This is a genomic window from Pseudomonas fluorescens (assembly GCF_900215245.1).
GTDB classification, from domain to species: Bacteria; Pseudomonadota; Gammaproteobacteria; order Pseudomonadales; family Pseudomonadaceae; genus Aquipseudomonas; species Aquipseudomonas fluorescens.
Window position 1 is genome coordinate 4,758,074 of sequence record NZ_LT907842.1, and the last position, 14,656, is coordinate 4,772,729.

Consider the following 14,656-nt stretch of genomic DNA (forward strand, 5'->3'; position numbering starts at 1 on the left):
GAAAACCGTGGGTATCTCTGTGGATAACTTTGCGAAGGCCCGGCAGGGTTGGCGATTTAACCCTCGGTTAATATTTGATCAACTTTCGGCGCGGGCCAGTATGGGCAGGGTTGGCGCTTGACAGCCAAGCGCGAACCCAGTGCCGAAAAGCACTTTTATGAGTCGTCACCACGGCCTGTGGAATGCGTGACGACCTGCGCCGGCCCCCTTGATCGCATCAGGTTGTCCAGCGCCTGGCCATAACTGCGGCCGGCCAGGCTCATGCTGTTGTTATGGGTGGCGCCGGGCACCAGCAATAACCGCTTGGGTCCCTGGGCGGCGTCAAACAATTGTTGGCTGAAACGCGGTGGCACGTACTGGTCGGCGAGGCCATGCACAACCAGCAGGGGCATGTGCACGTCGGCAATCTTGTCGATGGAGTCGAACTTCTGCGACAGCAACCAGCGCACCGGCAGCGAGGTATTGGCCACGGCGGCGGCCGCGTCCCCGAGTGACGTGAAAGTGGACTCGATGACCAGCCCACGCACGGGAACCGGGGTGTGTTGACTCAACTGCGCGGCCAGGTCGATGGCGACCGCACCGCCCAGTGAGTGCCCGTAGATCAGGCGTTTGTCGGGGTCGGGCTGCAACACCTGAAAGCGCTCCCAGGCAATGCGCGCGTCTTCATACACGGTGGTTTCCGAAGGCAAGTCACCGTGGCTTTGGCCAAAACCACGGTAGTCGATGGCCAGCACCGAGAAGCCCAGCGCGTGCAATTGCTCAATGCGAAACAATTGCCCGGTGAGGTTCCAGCGCACGCCGTGCAGGTAGAGGATCGCCGGCGCATCTTTGTTGTCCGCCGGGTACCACCAGCCGTGAAGGTTCTGCCCAGGTTTGAAACTGGCGGGCTTGATATCGAATTCCTGTACGGCCTTGGGCAGGCCGGTGTACCAACCGGCGGTGCCCGGCTCGATGCGAAACACCAGCTCGCGTTCCTTGTGTTGCAGCACCGCGCAGCCCACCGGCAGACCGATGATCACAATGGCCATGCACAGCAGGGGAAACCAGCGCAGGCCCAGGCGAGACAGCAAACGAGATGGCATGAAGGTTCCAGGACAAAGGCGAAGCACGCGTTTTACCAGATGGTGCAAGGCCGCAGGAATTAATTCGACAGTCGACCCAGAGGTTTGCTTGCAAAGTGTTACCGCATTGAACAGCGGGGGCGCGGGTTGTTAGGGGCGGCGGCCGAACAGGCGCGTACGCACAGGGATTTCACCGCTAAAACGGCCATCATCACCGGTGGCGCGCGCGGGCTGGGTCTCAGCTATGCACGGGCGTTGGCAGCGGGCGGCGCCCGGCTAGTGATCAGTGATGAGTGGCGCCGATAACGCCGGGGTGGATTACCCGTGCGATCTTGCGCGAATCACGGCGGGCAGCGCCGATGAAGTCGCCGCCGCATGGCCGCGTATCAAGCAATCGCCTCAGGCTGTCGCCATCCCCTGAACCCGATTGCGCCCGCGTGACTTGGCCTGGTACAGCCTCTGGTCGGCCTGGGAAAGCAAGTGTGAAAGGTCGTAGCCTGCCGCATCGGTGGTGACGATGCCGATGCTGACGCTCAGGAAACCGGGGGTCAGCAGGTCGAGCTGGGCAAACGCCTGGCGAATCCGTTCGGCCACTTCAAACGCGCCGGCTTCATCGCTGTCGGCAAGCAGGCAGGCGAACTCTTCGCCGCCAATGCGCGCGAACACATCGCTGCTGCGCAAGGTCGCCTCGGTGACTCGGCTGAACGCGATCAACGCCTGGTCGCCCATCGGGTGGCCGAACGTGTCATTCAGGCGTTTGAAGTGGTCCAGGTCGCACAGCAACAGGCTCACGCACTGGCGGCGGCGGGCGCTGTCGGCCAACAGCTTGTCACCCGTGAGCATAAACGCGCGGCGGTTGCCGACACCGGTCAGCGCGTCACTGAAGGCGGCGGCCTTGAAGCGCAGCTCGGCGCGCTCCTTGACCATCGCCAGCGTGACGTAGGCGATGCCGATGGCGTACAGCATGGACTCAAACAACATGAACGAGAAAAACGGAACGCCTTCGCTGCCCGATTGCTGGGCGCTCTTGATGGGCAGGCCGGGGTCGGTAAAGGCGCGAATGGCATAAAAGCCGGTGTGCCACAGGGTCAGTACCAGCGCGGGTACATAGGCCACTTCCAGGCTGTCGCGTTTGCGCCACAGCTCCAGGGCCGAGAGCACCCCATACCCTGCCGCCAGCAGCGAATACAAGGTGACCCGCGCCGACAACGAGGCATAGAACGGCGGCACCAGGCACATCAATAGCCACAGCCCGGCACCGGCAAAGATGCCCGGCACACTGGGCGTGTTTTGCACGAAGGCACGCATGGCGGTCCAGTTCATCGCGGCGCTGAGCAACAGCACCACGTTGCCGATGATCAGCGCAACGAAGTCCATGCCCATGCCGCGCACGACGATCAGCCCCGTGCCCAGGGAGGCGAGCAGCAGCATGATGCTCAGGTAGCCCAGGGTCGGCTCGCGGCCACGGCTCCAGGCATGCGCCGTGAGCAGGCCCATCAGGCAGAATACGAACACGGCCACTATCAGGAGTGTCGGGATGTGCAGCATCATTTCCTTGAACCCGGCGCAGAGAGATCCTTCTTGGGGCGCGATTGTAGCCGTATCCGCGACAGCCAGTGAGGTCATCGCCAACTTGACGCTGACAAGGCCGGCGCGACATCCTCCTGTTCCTTTGAGCAAAGGCCCGACCATGCACAGCAGCCCCGTTCGCATCACCGCCGAAGAGACCCTCTCGGACAACTGGTACCTTTTGAAAAAATACACGTTTGACTTGCGCCGCCGGGATGGCACTTGGCAAGCCCAGACCCGTGAAGTGTATGACCGAGGCAACGGGGCGACCATCCTGTTGTACAACCGTGAGCGGCGCACGGTGCTGCTGATTCGGCAGTTTCGCATGCCCACCTTCGTCAATGATTACCCGGGTTACTTGATCGAAACCGCTGCCGGTTTGCTGGACAACGCCAGCCCCGAAGAGCGCATTCGCCTGGAAGCCGAAGAAGAGACCGGCTACCGCGTGGGCCATGTGGAAAAGATCTATTCGGCGTTCATGAGTCCGGGGTCGGTGACCGAGCGGATTCACTTCTTTATCGGCGAATACCAGCCGGCGGATCAGGTGGGCGCGGGGGGTGGCCTGGAGGCGGAGGGCGAAGACATCGAGGTGCTGGAACGCAGCTTTGAACAGGCGCTGGCGATGGTGCAGAGCGGTGAGATTGTGGATGGCAAAACCATCATGTTGTTGCAGTACCTTGAATTGCGCATGTTGAAAGAAGGGTGGTGATGCCTGATGCGCTGGTGTGCATTGTGGTGTGTACTGGTGGCGGGCAGTAGCCAGGCCGGCGATACGTTCTACACCTGGGCCGAGCCTGTGCCGTCTGCACCGGGCACACTGTTGCGCAGCGAAGCACTCACACCGCAGCAAAGCCTCGCCTCGGCCGCGCAGAACCTGCGGATTTTGTACACCTCCACTGATGGGCTCGACGGCACCACACCCATTGCGGTGTCCGGTGCGCTGTTCGTGCCCAAGGGCACACCGCCAGTGGGTGGCTGGCCGCTGATGGCCTGGGCCCATGGCACGGTCGGCAGTGCTGACCGTTGTGCACCGTCGCTTAACGAGCGCAGCCCACGGGATACGCGCTACCTCAATTATTGGCTCGACCAGGGCTACGCGATTGTGGCCACCGATTATCAGGGGTTGGGCACGCCGGGCCTGCACCCTTACGGGCTCACTCGGCCGCTGGCCTATGGTGTGCTGGACAGTATTCGTGCCGTCGGTGCCGCGGATTTCAACCTGTCCAGGCGCGTGGTGGTATTCGGGCAGTCCCAGGGCGGCCGGGCGGCGTTTGCCACGGCGGTATCGGCCAAAGGCTATGCGCCGGAGCTGGATATTGTGGGCGTGGTGGCGACGGGGACACCGTATGCCACCGCGCATGCGCAAGGCCAAAGCCCGGAGCTTGAAAATGCCCGCCGCTCGGTGGTGCCCACGTTTGCCTATAACCTCTTGCGGCTGAGCACGGCCAGTTTGCTGGACCCCGCCTTTGTGCCGGCCGATTACTTGGCCGAGCAGGCGCTGCCAGCGTTCAAAGCCAGTCAGGAGGAGTGTCTGCATGCCATCGAGCAGCGGGTGGTGGCGCACGGGTTGACCTTTAACAACAGCTTCAAGCGGTCACCCAAGGCGGCGCTGGATCGGGTCAATCGGGCGTCGGCTTATCCCTCGTTGAAAACCGACATTCCGCTGTTTTTGGGGACCGGCGGCAAGGACCGCGATGTGTTTGTGCCGGGGCAGAAGGCGTTGGTGCGGGATGCGTGCAAGGTTGGGGACCGGGTTGAATGGCATTTTTATCCGGAGCTGGATCACTCCGCGACTGTTAATGGGTCTTTGGGCGATTCGAGCGGGTTTGTTCGGCGCGCGTTTGCGGGGGCGGTGATTGGCGGCAATTGTGGGCGCTGATAGGTGTCGACCTCCCGACTACCGGCTATTGTCAGAATTTTCCCACAAGAGTACAAATGTACTCCATGACGACTCTAACTCCCCGCCGCACTGCCATCCTGACCTTTATCCGCGAGCGTATCGCGCAACAAGGCCAGCCCCCCAGCCTCGCCGAGATCGCCGAGGCGTTTGGCTTCGCCTCGCGCAGTGTGGCTCGCAAGCATGTGGTGGCGCTGACCGAAGCCGGCTTCATTGAGGTCAACCCCAATCAGGCGCGTGGTATCCGTCTGCTCAACCAACCGGCACGCCCCGAATGGCTGGACGTCCCCGTCCTCGGCCGCGTCGCGGCAGGCTTGCCCATCGGCGCCGATGCTGAGGTGCACAGCCGTCTGCAACTCGACCCTGGCACCTTCGCGAAAACCCCTGACTACCTGCTGCGCGTGCAGGGCGACTCAATGATCGAAGACGGCATTCTCGATGGCGACCTGGTGGGCGTACGCCGCAGCGCCGAGGCCTTGAACGGACAAATCGTCGTGGCGCGCCTGGACGGCGAAGTCACCATCAAACGCTTCGAGCGTCACGGCGAGCATGTACGCCTGCTGCCACGCAACCCCGCGTATCAACCCATCGTGGTAGGCCCCGATCAGGACCTGGCCATTGAAGGGGTGTTCTGCGGCCTGGTGAGGCAAGGCTGATGGGCGCCGTCGTTGCCCTGGACTCGCTGTTCAATGGCGGCCGAGTCTGGAAGGGCCGGCCTGCCGCACCAGCGGCCAGCGTGCATCCCACAGGGCTTGCGGCGCTGGATGCGGTGCTGCCCAGCGGCGGCTGGCCAGAGTCGGCCTTGAGTGAAATCCTGATCGCCAAGGAGGGCGTTGGCGAACTGCAATTGGTACTGCCGACTCTGGCGCGGTTGTCGGCGGCAGGCGAGCGCATTGTGCTGGTGGCACCGCCCTATACTCCGTACCCTCACGCCTGGCAGAACGCCGGGGTGGATTTGCGTCAGCTCTCGGTGATCCAGGCCGACGAACGCGATGCCTTGTGGGCGGTGGAGCAGTGCCTGCGTTCGGGCAGTTGCGGCGCGGTGTTGTGCTGGCCGCGCAAGGCCGATGACCGGGCCTTGCGCCGCTTGCAGGTGGCGGCGGAAACCGGACAGACCCTGGCGTTTGCCTGGCGATCCTTGAATGAGGCGGTCAACGCTTCGCCCGCCGCCTTGCGCCTGGCGGTCGAAGCCAGGCCGGCCCAGGTGCGCGTGCTCAAGTGCCGTGGTGGGCTGGCCCATCCGGCGCCGATTGCCCTGGCGGGGCACTGAGGTTGCCATGCGCTGGGTGTGTATTGTCTTCCCGCAATTGGCGCTGGACGGGGTGCAGCGTCTGCATCCCGAACCCGACCAACCGCTGGCGCTGCTGGCCGGTACGCCGCAGCGTCGTGTGTTGCAAACCGTCAATGACGCCGCGCGCGCCTTGGGGTTACGCCCCGGCCAATCCCTGACGGCGGCGCATGCCCTGGCCAAGACCTTTGCCTGCGCCGAATACGACCCCGCAGAGATCGAGCGTTGGCAGCAGTTTCTCGCGGCCTGGGCCTACCGTTTCAGTTCCCAGGTCAGCGTGTATTACCCGCGCGCCTTGCTGTTCGAGATCGAATCGAGCCTTGGTTTGTTCGGGCCGTGGCCGCAGCTTGAGGCGCGTTTGCGCCAGGAGCTGACCGAACTGGGGTTTCGCCACCGTATCGTCGCGGCGCCCAACCCGGCGGCGGCGCGGGTGCTGGCGAATATCTACGATGGTCTGGCCGTGGCCGATGATCACGCCTTGATGCAGGCGTTGGCGCCATTGCCTGTCGACCGCGCGGGCCTTGACCCGCAAGCCGCGACGGCTTTGTCGCGTATGGGCCTGCGTACGTTGGCCCAGGTGCAGGCGTTGCCTCGGCATACCCTGGCACGGCGCTTTGACGCGGAGTTGCTCAAGCACCTGGATGCGCTGAGCGGGCAGCGGCCGTTGGCCCTGGCGTTCTATCAGCCGCCGGATCGCTTCGATGTGCGCATCGAGTTGAATTTCGATGTGCAATCCCACCAGGCGCTGCTGTTCCCCTTGCGTCGTTTAACGGGCGACCTATCCGCCTTCCTGTGTGGGCGTGACAGCGGCGTGCAGCGCTTTGACCTGCACCTGGAACACGCCCAGGCGCCCGACAGCGTGATCAAGGTCGGCCTGCTCAGCGCCGAACGCGAACCGGCGATGCTGTTCGAGCTGGCCCGCGGGCGCCTGGAGCAGGTGCACGTCACCGCGCCGGTACGCGGCTTTCGTTTGGTGGCCCAGGACTTGCCGGTATTTGTGCCGCAACGCCAGGACCTGTTCGACGACCGCCCGCAACAGACCTTGCCCTGGGCGCAACTGCGCGAACGCCTGCGTGCGCGTCTGGGGGACGAGGCGGTGCAAGGCCTGCGCTTTCACGCCGACCACCGCCCTGAATGCGCCTGGCAAGCGGCCGCCGATAACCGCGCGTGCCCGACCTTGAACAAGGTGCAACGCCCCGGTTGGTTGTTGCCCGAACCGACCTTGCTGGCCGAGCACGGCGTACAGATTTTGATGGGCCCGGAACGCATCGAATCGGGCTGGTGGGATGGCGCCGATATCCGCCGCGACTATTACCTGATCCAGACCCGCGCCGGTCAGCAAGGCTGGGCCTACCGCACGGTGGGGCAAAGCGATGGGCTGTGGCTGCAAGGCTGGTTTGCATGAGCTACGCCGAGCTGCATTGCCTGTCCAATTTCAGTTTTCAGCGCGGCGCTTCGAGTGCGCTGGAGTTGTTCGAGCGCGCCAGGCGTCAGGGCTACAGCGCCCTGGCGATCACCGACGAATGCACCTTGTCGGGCATCGTGCGTGCCTGGCAGGCGGCGAAGGCGGTGGACTTGCCGTTGATCATCGGCAGCGAGATGCGCATCGAGAACGGCCCGAAACTGGTGTTGCTGGTGGAAAACCTGACCGGCTACCAGCACCTGTGCCGCTTGATTACCGTGGCTCGCCGCCGCGCCGAAAAAGGCCGCTATCGCCTGCTGCAAGAGGACTTCGATCAACCGCTGCCGGGCCTGCTGGCGCTGTGGGTGGCCGAAGACAGCGACACCCAGGCCTCGATCCAATGGGTGCGCCGCACCTTCGCCGAGCGCCTGTGGCTGGCGGTGCACCTGCACTGCGGCCAGGACGATACGCGCCATCTGGAGCAGCGCTTGCACCTGGCTGCCAGCCTGCAGATTCCGGCGGTGGCGTGCGGCGATGTGCACATGCATGCGCGTGGCCGCCGCGCCCTGCAAGACACCATGACCGCGATCCGGCATCACGTGTCGGTGGCCGAAGCCGGTACGCGTTTACACCCCAATGGCGAGCGGCATTTGCGCAGCCTGGAGGCCCTGGCCGCGTTGTACCCGCAAGCCTTGCTTGACGAGACCTTGGCCATCGCGCGTCGCTGCACCTTCGACTTGAGCCAGTTGCGCTACCACTACCCGCGCGAGCTGGTGCCCGAAGGGCATAACGCAAAATCCTGGTTGCGCGCCGTGACCGAAGAAGGCATCGCGCAGCGTTGGCCGCAGGGCGTCGATGCGAAGACCTTGCAGCAGATCAACCATGAACTGGAGTTGATCAGCGAGCTGGGCTACGAAAGCTATTTCCTCACGGTGCATGACATTGTGCGCTTCGCCCGCAGCCGCTCGATCCTGTGCCAGGGCCGGGGCTCGGCGGCCAACTCGGCGGTGTGTTTTGCCTTGGGTATCACCGAGATCAACCCAAGCCTGATGAACATGCTGTTCGAGCGCTTCCTGTCCAGGGAGCGCAACGAGCCGCCGGATATCGATGTCGATTTTGAACACGAACGCCGCGAAGAAGTGCTGCAGTACGTGTTCCAGCGCTACGGCCGCACCCGCGCGGCATTGACGGCGGTGGTCAGTTGTTACCACGCGGCCGGTGCGGTGCGCGATGTGGCCAAGGCCCTTGGCTTGCCGCCGGATCAGATCAATGCCCTGGCCGAGTGCTGCGGGCGCTGGAGCGAAGATGCGCCGCCCCTTGAACGCCTGCGTGAAGGTGGCTTCGACCCGCAAAGCCCGATCCTGCGCCGGGTGCTTACGCTGACCCAGCAATTGATCGGCTTCCCTCGGCACCTGTCCCAGCACCCCGGCGGTTTTGTGATTTCCGAATACCCGCTGGACACTCTGGTGCCGGTGGAAAACGCCGCCATGGCCGAGCGCACCATCATCCAGTGGGACAAGGACGACCTCGACGCCGTCGGCCTGCTCAAGGTGGATATCCTGGCGCTGGGCATGCTCAGCGCGATCCGCCGCTGCTTCGATTTGCTGCGTCGCCATCGCAACCTGAACCTGTCACTGGCGGACATCCCCAAGGAAGATGCCGCCACCTACGCGATGATCAGCAAGGCCGACACCATCGGCGTGTTCCAGATCGAGTCGCGGGCGCAGATGTCGATGTTGCCGAGGCTGCGCCCGCAAACCTTCTACGACCTGGTGATTGAGGTCGCCATCGTGCGGCCCGGGCCGATTCAGGGTGGCATGGTGCATCCGTATCTGCGTCGGCGAAACAAGGAAGAGCCCACGACCTATCCTTCTGCGCAGCTCAAGGCGGTGCTGGAGCGCACCTTGGGCGTGCCGCTGTTTCAGGAACAGGTGATGCAAATCGCCATGGTGGCCGCCGACTACGGCCCCGGCGAGGCCGACCAGTTGCGGCGCTCGATGGCCGCCTGGAAACGCCATGGCGGGCTTGAACCGCATCAGGAACGCCTGCGCACCGGCATGTTGAAAAACGGCTACAGCGAGGCCTTTGCCGCGCAGATCTTCGAGCAGATCAAAGGCTTTGGCAGCTATGGTTTTCCCGAGTCCCACGCGGCCAGTTTCGCCTTGTTGACCTATGCCAGTTGCTGGCTCAAATGCCATGAGCCGGCGGCCTTCGCCTGTGCGTTGATCAACAGCTGGCCCATGGGCTTCTACAGCCCGGACCAGATCCTGCAGGACGCGCGGCGCCATCGGTTGCAGGTGCGCCCGGTGGATGTGCTGGCCAGTGACTGGGATTGCAGCCTGGAGCCCATCGACGGCCAGCAACCGGCGATTCGCATGGGCTTGCGCATGATCGCGGGGTTTCGCGAAGAGGACGGGCGACGTATCGAAGGGGCGCGTCAACACCGGGCCTTCAGCGACATCGCCGACCTGGACGCGCGTGCCGGGCTGGATGCCCGGGCCCAAGCGTTGCTGGCCGATGCCGGTGCGTTGCGCGCGTTGGCCGGTAATCGACACGCCGCGCGCTGGGAGGTCGCCGGCGTGCACAAGCAACTCGGGCTGTTTGCCTGCCTGCCCAGTCCTGACGAGGCGACGGTGGCGCTGCCGGCCCCCACGGTCGGCGAAGACCTGCAGGCTGACTACGCTACACTCGGTACCACCCTTGGCCCGCACCCGTTGGCGTTGTTGCGCGATGAACTGCGTAAGCGGCGCTGTCGCAGCTCCGTGGAGTTGATGGCGGTGGCGCATGGGCGCAATGTCAGCGTTGCCGGCTTGGTCACCGGCCGGCAACGCCCAGGCACCGCCAGTGGCGTCACCTTTGTCACTCTGGAGGATGAGTTCGGCAACCTCAATGTGGTCGTCTGGCGCGACCTGGCTGAGCGTCAGCGTCAGGCCCTGGTCGGTTCGCGGCTGCTGAAAGTCGACGGGCGCTGGGAGGCGGTGGGCGAAGTACGGCACCTGATCGCCGGGCGTTTGACTGACCTGACAGCGTTGCTGGAAGGGATCAATGTGCGCAGTCGGGATTTTCACTAGTTGCCCATGTCTCCATGGATAAGCTATATGCAATGAAACGATTTATTGCCGCCAGGCTCCAAGCTTTTATCAGTGGAACTGTGCCACTTACCCACCCCTTTGTTCGCCAAGAGCCAACCGATGCATTTTTTGTCCAATACCCATGGCTGCGAAGGCTGGGGCGGTGAAATGGCCCAGCGGATCCGCGCGTTCGATTGGTCATCCACCGCGTTGGGGCCCATTGACGCGTGGCCCCATAGCTTGAGCTGCGCCGTACAGATGCTGCTGGCATCGCCCATGCCGATGGTGATGCTCTGGGGGCCGTTGGGGTACATGATTTACAACGACAGTTATTCGGTGTTTGCCGGTGGCCGGCACCCGTACCTGTTGGGCACACCTGTGGAACTGGGCTGGCCGGAAGTCGCTGATTTCAACCGCAATGTACTCGACACGTGCCTGGCGGGTGGCACCTTGTCGTACCGCGACTTTCCGTTGGAGTTGCTGCGTAACGGTATGCCGGAAGAAGTCTGGATGGACCTGACCTACAGTCCCGTGGCCGATGATAACCAGCAACCGGCCGGGGTCCTGGTGATCGTGACCGAGACCACTGAGCACGTGAAGTCCGAGCGTCTGCGTCAGGAGCTGACCCACAACCTCGAACAGCGCGTGGCCGCCGAAGTGCAGGCGCGTTCCGCCGCCGAAGACCAGCTGCGCCAGTCGCAAAAGCTCGAAGCCATCGGCGGCCTGACTGGCGGCGTGGCCCATGACTTCAATAACCTGCTGCAAGTGATCGCCGGCAACTTGCACTTGCTGGCCCGGCATGAACCGGACAATGCCCAGGTGCAGCGGCGTGTCTCAGCGGCCATTGCCGCGGTGGAGCGTGGGGCCAAATTATCATCGCAGCTGCTGGCTTTTGCCCGGCGCCAACCGTTGTCGCCGGCGGTGTACAACCCCCAACGCATCTATGCTGGGTTGGGTGAACTGCTGCAACGGGCACTGGGCGAAACCATTCATATCGACGTGCAACTGCCTCAGGATTCCTGGTGCATCAATGTCGACCGCAATCAACTGGAAAACGCGCTGCTCAACCTGGCAATCAATGCCCGGGATGCCATGAAAGGCGAGGGCGTGATTCGCATCAACGGCGAAAACATCATTCTCAACCCTGGCGATTGCATCGGTAAAAGTATCAAGCCGGGTGAATACGTGCGTCTGGCGGTGACCGACACGGGCGTCGGTATGACGTCGGAGGTGCTCAAGCGCGCCTTCGAGCCGTTTTTTACCACCAAGCGTGAAGGCCACGGCACCGGCCTGGGCCTGAGCATGGTGTTCGGCTTTGTGCGGCAAAGTGGCGGGCATGTGGAGGTGTGGAGCGAGGAGGGCAGCGGTTCGGTGGTACAGATGTATTTTCCGCGTAGCCTGGAACCGGAATGTTTCGACGAGCACAGCGAGCTGGCGCCCCACAGCGGTGGTCAGGAAACCATTCTGGTGGTTGAAGACAATGAGGGCGTACGCTTGACCGTTGTCGAGCTGCTGGAGCAAGCGGGCTACACCGTACTCACGGCCGAGGACGGTGATCGCGCGATGCAAGCCTTGCAAAACGGGGTGCAGCCGGACCTGATCTTTACCGACGTGGTGATGCCGGGTCGGGTCAAAAGTACCGACCTGGCCGACTGGGCGCGCGTGCAGCAGCCACCTGTCGCGGTGCTGTTCACCTCCGGCCACACCCGCGACATGCTCTCCACCAATCACCTGTTAAGCCCCGACATTCATCTGCTGAGCAAACCCTACAGCCCCGAAGCGCTGACACAGAGGGTGCACAGCGTGCTCACCGCAAGACAAGGTTGCCCATGACTTCACAACGCAACATCCCCCCGATCGCGGCACACCACCTCGGGTTTGTCCGCGTGCGCGGTGCCCGCGAACATAACTTGCGTAACGTTGACGTGGACATTCCCCGGGATGCCCTCGTGGTGTTCACCGGTGTCTCCGGTTCCGGCAAATCGTCCCTGGCATTTTCGACGGTGTATGCCGAAGCCCAGCGCCGCTATTTCGAATCGGTGGCACCCTATGCACGGCGCCTGATCGACCAGGTGGGCGTGCCCGATGTGGACTCCATCGAAGGCCTGCCCCCGGCCGTGGCGCTGCAACAGCAGCGCGGTACGCCCAGTGCGCGTTCTTCGGTGGGCAGCGTCACCACCTTGTCGAGCCTGATTCGCATGCTGTACTCGCGTGCCGGCAGCTACCCGCCGGGGCAGGCGATGCTGTATGCGGAGGACTTTTCGCCGAACCTGCCCCAAGGGGCCTGCCCGCAATGCCATGGCTTGGGCCGTGTGTATGAAGTGACCGAGGCGCTGATGGTGCCCGACCCTTCCTTGACCATTCGCCAACGTGCGGTGGCGTCCTGGCCGTTGGCATGGCAAGGGCAGAACCTGCGCGACATCCTCGTGACCCTCGGGTATGACGTGGATATCCCCTGGCGCGACCTGCCGAAAAAGCAGCGTGACTGGATCCTCTTCACCGAGGAAACCCCGACCGTACCGGTGTACGCAGGCTTCACCCCCGAGCAGACCCGCGATGCGTTGAAACGCAAGTTGGAGCCGAGCTACCAGGGCACGTTCAGTGGCGCGCGGCGCTATATCCTGCACACCTTCACCCATACCCAAAGTGCGCTGATGAAAAAGCGCGTCTCGCAATTTATGCAGGGCAGCGCCTGCCCGACCTGTGAGGGCAAGCGCTTGAACCAGGCGGCGCTGTCGGTGACGTTTGCCGGGGTGGATATCGGTGAGTTGTCGCAGCTGTCATTGGCGCAACTGGCCGAGTTGTTGCGTCCGGTGGCGGCGGGGCAGGACAGCATGAAACTGTCGGTGGAAAAGCGCCTCGCTGCCCAGCGTATTGCCCAGGATCTGCTTGAGCGCGTCAGCACGCTGACCGAGTTGGGCCTGGGCTATTTGTCGCTGGAGCGCAGCACGCCGACGTTGTCCTCCGGGGAGTTGCAGCGCCTGCGCCTGGCGACGCAATTGGGCTCGCAGCTGTTCGGGGTGATTTACGTACTGGATGAGCCGTCCGCAGGCCTGCACCCGGCCGATGGTGAGGCCCTGTTCACCGCGCTTGATCGATTGAAAGCCGCAGGCAATTCATTATTTGTGGTCGAGCATGACCTGGAAACCATGCGCCGCGCCGACTGGCTGATCGACGTCGGGCCGGCGGCCGGTGAGCACGGCGGGCAAATTCTCTACAGTGGGCCGCCAGCCGGTTTGGCGGATGTGCAGGCGTCGCAGACGCGCGAGTATTTGTTCGCTGAGCGGCGCCCATCGCCGCCGGCGCGACGTGAGCCCACTGGCTGGCTGAAGCTCGAAGGCGTGACGCGCAATAATCTCAATGACTTGCGTGTGGACTTTGCGCTGGGCTGCTTTACCTCGGTGACCGGTATCTCCGGCTCGGGTAAATCCAGCCTGGTCAGCCAGGCGCTGCTGGAACTGGTGGGCACCGGCCTGGGCCGTGTGCTGCAAAGCGACGAAGAACCGAGCCTGGAAGACGCCGCCCCGCAAAGCAGTGGCGGGCGGATCAGCAGTGGGCTGGAGCATATCCGCCGTCTGGTGCAGGTGGACCAGAAACCCATCGGCCGCACGCCGCGCTCCAACCTCGCGACCTACACCGGGCTGTTCGACAACGTGCGCAAACTCTTCGCTGCCACACCCGCGGCGAAGAAACGTCACTATGACGCCGGGCAGTTCTCCTTCAACGTCGCCAAGGGGCGCTGCCCCAATTGCGAGGGGGAAGGGTTTGTCAGTGTTGAATTGCTGTTCATGCCCAGCGTGTATGCGCCATGCCCGACCTGCCACGGTGCGCGCTATAACCCCGAGACATTGGCGGTCACCTGGCAAGGCCTGAGCATCGCCCAGGTGCTGGGGCTGACGGTGGAGCAGGCGGTGGAAGTGTTTGCCGAACAGCCCGCTGTGTTGCGTTCGTTGCAGGTGCTGCGCGATATCGGCCTGGGGTATTTGCGCCTGGGCCAGCCGGCGACCGAACTGTCCGGCGGCGAGGCGCAGCGGATCAAGCTCGCCACCGAATTACAGCGCAACGCGCGGGGCGCCACCCTGTACGTGCTGGATGAGCCGACGACCGGCTTGCACCCACGGGATGTGGACCGCTTGCTCAGCCAGCTCAATCAACTGGTGGACGCGGGGCACACGGTAGTGGTGGTGGAACACGAAATGCGCGTGGTCGCCCAGAGTGACTGGGTGATTGATATCGGACCAGGGGCCGGGGATTTGGGCGGCAAGGTGGTGGCCTGTGGCACGCCGCAAAAAGTGGCGAAAAGCAAGGCCAGCCGGACCGCGCCGTTTCTGGCACGAGAGCTGCCCTGAGCATCAACGCCGATCAACA

10 protein-coding genes and 1 pseudogene are annotated in these 14,656 nt (G+C 63.6%); 9 read left to right on the plus strand and 2 right to left on the minus strand.

Features of this window, described 5'->3' with window-relative positions; all coding sequences use genetic code 11:
• Window positions 1-155 precede the first annotated feature (155 nt).
• Window positions 156-1,082 (minus strand): alpha/beta hydrolase, encoded by a 927-nt coding sequence (locus tag CPH89_RS22355; RefSeq protein WP_053255637.1) that lies wholly within the window; start codon window positions 1,080-1,082, stop codon window positions 156-158.
• A gap of 126 nt (window positions 1,083-1,208) precedes the next feature.
• Here CPH89_RS22355 and CPH89_RS30775 point away from each other — a divergent pair.
• Window positions 1,209-1,374, plus strand: a pseudogene (locus tag CPH89_RS30775) (SDR family NAD(P)-dependent oxidoreductase); the annotation flags it as partial.
• A gap of 86 nt (window positions 1,375-1,460) precedes the next feature.
• Here CPH89_RS30775 and CPH89_RS22365 read toward each other — a convergent pair.
• The gene (locus tag CPH89_RS22365; RefSeq protein ID WP_053255639.1) at window positions 1,461-2,612 is read right to left on the minus strand and encodes a GGDEF domain-containing protein; all 1,152 of its coding nucleotides are present in this window, start codon (window positions 2,610-2,612) and stop codon (window positions 1,461-1,463) included.
• A 139-nt stretch (window positions 2,613-2,751) separates the two neighbouring features.
• Here CPH89_RS22365 and CPH89_RS22370 point away from each other — a divergent pair, with 139 nt between their 5' ends.
• From CPH89_RS22370 to uvrA, 8 genes are all read left to right on the plus strand, one after another.
• A complete protein-coding gene (locus CPH89_RS22370) occupies window positions 2,752-3,339 on the plus strand; it encodes an NUDIX domain-containing protein (RefSeq protein WP_053255640.1) in 588 nt (195 codons plus the stop codon).
• Between the two features lie 6 nt (window positions 3,340-3,345).
• Window positions 3,346-4,509, plus strand: coding sequence for a lipase family protein (locus CPH89_RS22375; protein WP_096236849.1), 1,164 nt, complete (start codon window positions 3,346-3,348; stop codon window positions 4,507-4,509).
• Window positions 4,510-4,565: 56 nt separating this feature from the next.
• Entirely contained in the window at window positions 4,566-5,183 is a 618-nt protein-coding gene (lexA, locus tag CPH89_RS22380; RefSeq protein ID WP_053255641.1) for a transcriptional repressor LexA, read from the plus strand.
• Entirely contained in the window at window positions 5,183-5,797 is a 615-nt protein-coding gene (gene imuA, locus CPH89_RS22385) for a translesion DNA synthesis-associated protein ImuA (protein WP_053255642.1), read from the plus strand. Before lexA ends, imuA begins: the two co-directional genes overlap by 1 nt.
• Window positions 5,798-5,804: 7 nt before the next feature.
• Window positions 5,805-7,220 (plus strand): Y-family DNA polymerase, encoded by a 1,416-nt coding sequence (locus tag CPH89_RS22390; protein ID WP_053255643.1) that lies wholly within the window; start codon window positions 5,805-5,807, stop codon window positions 7,218-7,220.
• Window positions 7,196-10,288, plus strand: coding sequence for an error-prone DNA polymerase (locus CPH89_RS22395; RefSeq protein ID WP_197705432.1), 3,093 nt, complete (start codon window positions 7,196-7,198; stop codon window positions 10,286-10,288). The genes CPH89_RS22390 and CPH89_RS22395 overlap by 25 nt, the downstream gene beginning before the upstream one ends.
• Window positions 10,289-10,408: 120 nt before the next feature.
• Entirely contained in the window at window positions 10,409-12,121 is a 1,713-nt protein-coding gene (locus CPH89_RS22400) for an ATP-binding protein (protein ID WP_053255645.1), read from the plus strand.
• The gene (uvrA, locus tag CPH89_RS22405) at window positions 12,118-14,637 is read left to right on the plus strand and encodes an excinuclease ABC subunit UvrA (RefSeq protein WP_053255646.1); all 2,520 of its coding nucleotides are present in this window, start codon (window positions 12,118-12,120) and stop codon (window positions 14,635-14,637) included. Before CPH89_RS22400 ends, uvrA begins: the two co-directional genes overlap by 4 nt.
• The last annotated feature ends 19 nt before the right edge of the window (window positions 14,638-14,656 follow it).

What these genes read in the sequence shown, in the direction of transcription:
- CPH89_RS22355 (WP_053255637.1), bottom strand. Translation starts at nt 1,082, where the DNA reads ATGCCATCTCGTTTGCTGTCTCGCCTGGGCCTGCGCTGGTTTCCCCTG.
- CPH89_RS22365 (WP_053255639.1), bottom strand. Translation starts at nt 2,612, where the DNA reads ATGATGCTGCACATCCCGACACTCCTGATAGTGGCCGTGTTCGTATTC.
- CPH89_RS22370 (WP_053255640.1), top strand. Translation starts at nt 2,752, where the DNA reads ATGCACAGCAGCCCCGTTCGCATCACCGCCGAAGAGACCCTCTCGGAC.
- CPH89_RS22375 (WP_096236849.1), top strand. Translation starts at nt 3,346, where the DNA reads ATGCGCTGGTGTGCATTGTGGTGTGTACTGGTGGCGGGCAGTAGCCAG.
- lexA (WP_053255641.1), top strand. Translation starts at nt 4,566, where the DNA reads ATGTACTCCATGACGACTCTAACTCCCCGCCGCACTGCCATCCTGACC.
- imuA (WP_053255642.1), top strand. Translation starts at nt 5,183, where the DNA reads ATGGGCGCCGTCGTTGCCCTGGACTCGCTGTTCAATGGCGGCCGAGTC.
- CPH89_RS22390 (WP_053255643.1), top strand. Translation starts at nt 5,805, where the DNA reads ATGCGCTGGGTGTGTATTGTCTTCCCGCAATTGGCGCTGGACGGGGTG.
- CPH89_RS22400 (WP_053255645.1), top strand. Translation starts at nt 10,409, where the DNA reads ATGCATTTTTTGTCCAATACCCATGGCTGCGAAGGCTGGGGCGGTGAA.
- uvrA (WP_053255646.1), top strand. Translation starts at nt 12,118, where the DNA reads ATGACTTCACAACGCAACATCCCCCCGATCGCGGCACACCACCTCGGG.